Origin of the sequence: Myxococcus sp. AM010, assembly GCF_013372585.1 — a bacterium.
Classification (GTDB): Bacteria; Myxococcota; Myxococcia; order Myxococcales; family Myxococcaceae; genus Myxococcus; species Myxococcus vastator.
On record NZ_JABXEO010000198.1, the window covers coordinates 1 to 1,890 of the forward strand.

General features: G+C 69.9%; 1 protein-coding gene. It reads left to right on the plus strand.

The window, feature by feature from the left end; genetic code table 11:
- Positions 1-1,890 (plus strand): condensation domain-containing protein (locus tag HV826_RS36255; protein WP_255217601.1); only part of this gene is annotated, 1,890 nt, incomplete at both ends.

Here is a 1,890-nt window from a genome sequence, read left to right on the forward strand (position 1 = left end):
TCTCCGCCGATGCCCTGCGCCAGCACCTCCAGCAGCGCCTGCCCGAGTACATGGTGCCCGCGGCCTTCGTGGCACTGGCGTCTTTGCCGCTCACGCCCAGCGGCAAGGTGGACCGCAAGGCCCTGCCGGCACCGGAGGCCTCGCAGCTCACGCTGACGCGCGACGCCGAGCCCCCGGCGACGCCGGTGGAAGTCCGGCTGGCGGAGGTCTGGAAGGAGCTGCTGCGCGTTCCCACCGTGGGACGGCGCGACAACTTCTTCGAGCTGGGAGGCCACTCCCTGTTGGCCACCCAGGTCGTGGCCCGCCTCCGCGCGGCCTTCGATGTGGAGCTGAGCCTCCGGACCTTCTTCGAGGCCCCCACCGTGGCCGCGCTCGCCGAGCGTCTGGCCTCCGCCACCTCTGGTCCCAGGCTCCCACCCTTGACGCGCGCTGGGAGGGACGGCCAGGTGCCGCTCTCCTTCGCGCAGCAGCGGCTGTGGTTCCTGGACCAGCTCAAGCCGGGGGATGAGTCGTACAACATGCCGTCCGCGTTGCGGTTGTCCGGCGCACTGGACGTCGAGGCCCTGCGGCGCGCCGTGAATGCCCTGGTGGAGCGGCACGAAGCGCTCCGCACCACGTTCCAGTCCGTGGACGGTGAGCCCCGGCAGGTCATCCACCCGCCGCACGCCACGGTGGTGGAGGTGGTGGACCTCTCGGACCTCCAGGGCCGGGCGCAGCGGGACGCGGAGGCGTTGAAGCGCGCCACCCAGGATGCGCGGCAGCCGTTCAAGCTCTCCGAGGGGCCGCTGCTGCGCGTCACCCTGCTGAAGCTGGAGCCGTCCGAGCACGTCTTGCTGCTGTGCCTGCACCACATCGTCTCGGACGGCTGGTCCATGGGCGTGCTGGTCCGTGAGGTGACTTCGCTCTACGAGGCCTTCCAGGCTGGGACACCCGCGGCCCTGCCCGAGCTCCCGGTGCAGTACGCCGACTATGCGGTGTGGCAGCGCGGCTGGCTCCAGGGCGAGACGCTGAAGGCGCAGCTCGGCTGGTGGAAGACGCAACTGGCGGGTGCGCCGCATGCTTTGGAGTTGCACACCGACAAGCCGCGGCCCGCGGTGCTGCGCCACCACGGCGCGGCGGTTCCGGTGCGGCTGACGCACGAGCTCTCCGTGATGTTGGAGGTGCTGGCTCAGCGTGAAGGTGTCACACCCTTCATGTTGTTGCTGGCGGCCTTCCAGGCCGTCCTCGCCCGTCATTCGGGACAGGATGACGTGCTGGTGGGCTCGCCCATCGCCGGCCGGCGCCACGCGGAGACCGAGCCCCTCATCGGATTCTTCGTCAACACACTGGTGCTGCGCGCCCGCGTCACTCCCGCGATGACCTTTCGTCAGTTGCTGGCGGAAGTGCGCGACACCACGCTGGGGGCCTACGAGCACCAGGACGTGCCCTTCGAGCGGCTGGTGGAGGAACTCCAGCCCTCGCGAGACCTGAGCCGCACGCCGCTGTTCCAGGTGATGTTCGCGCTCCAGAACACCCAGGTCCCGGAGCTGGCGTTGCCCAAGCTGGCGGTGCGTCCCGCGGACGTGGACGACTCCGGTGTGACGTTGTTCGAGCTGAGCCTGAACTTGTCACGCGGCCAGGACGGTTACGAAGGGGCGCTGGCCTACAGCACTGAGCTGTTCGAGCGCGCCACGGCGGAGCGGCTGGCCACCCACCTCCAGTTGCTGCTGGAGCGCGCCGTGCTCTCACCGGAGGTGGCCATCGCCACCCTACCCCTCCACACAGAGGTGGAGCAGCAGCAGTTGCTGGTGGACTGGAACAGCACCGCGTCCGATGTCCCGCGTGGAGGATTCTTCCACACGCGCTTCGAGCAGCAGGTGGCTCGCACGCCCGATGCCCCCGCCGTGGCGC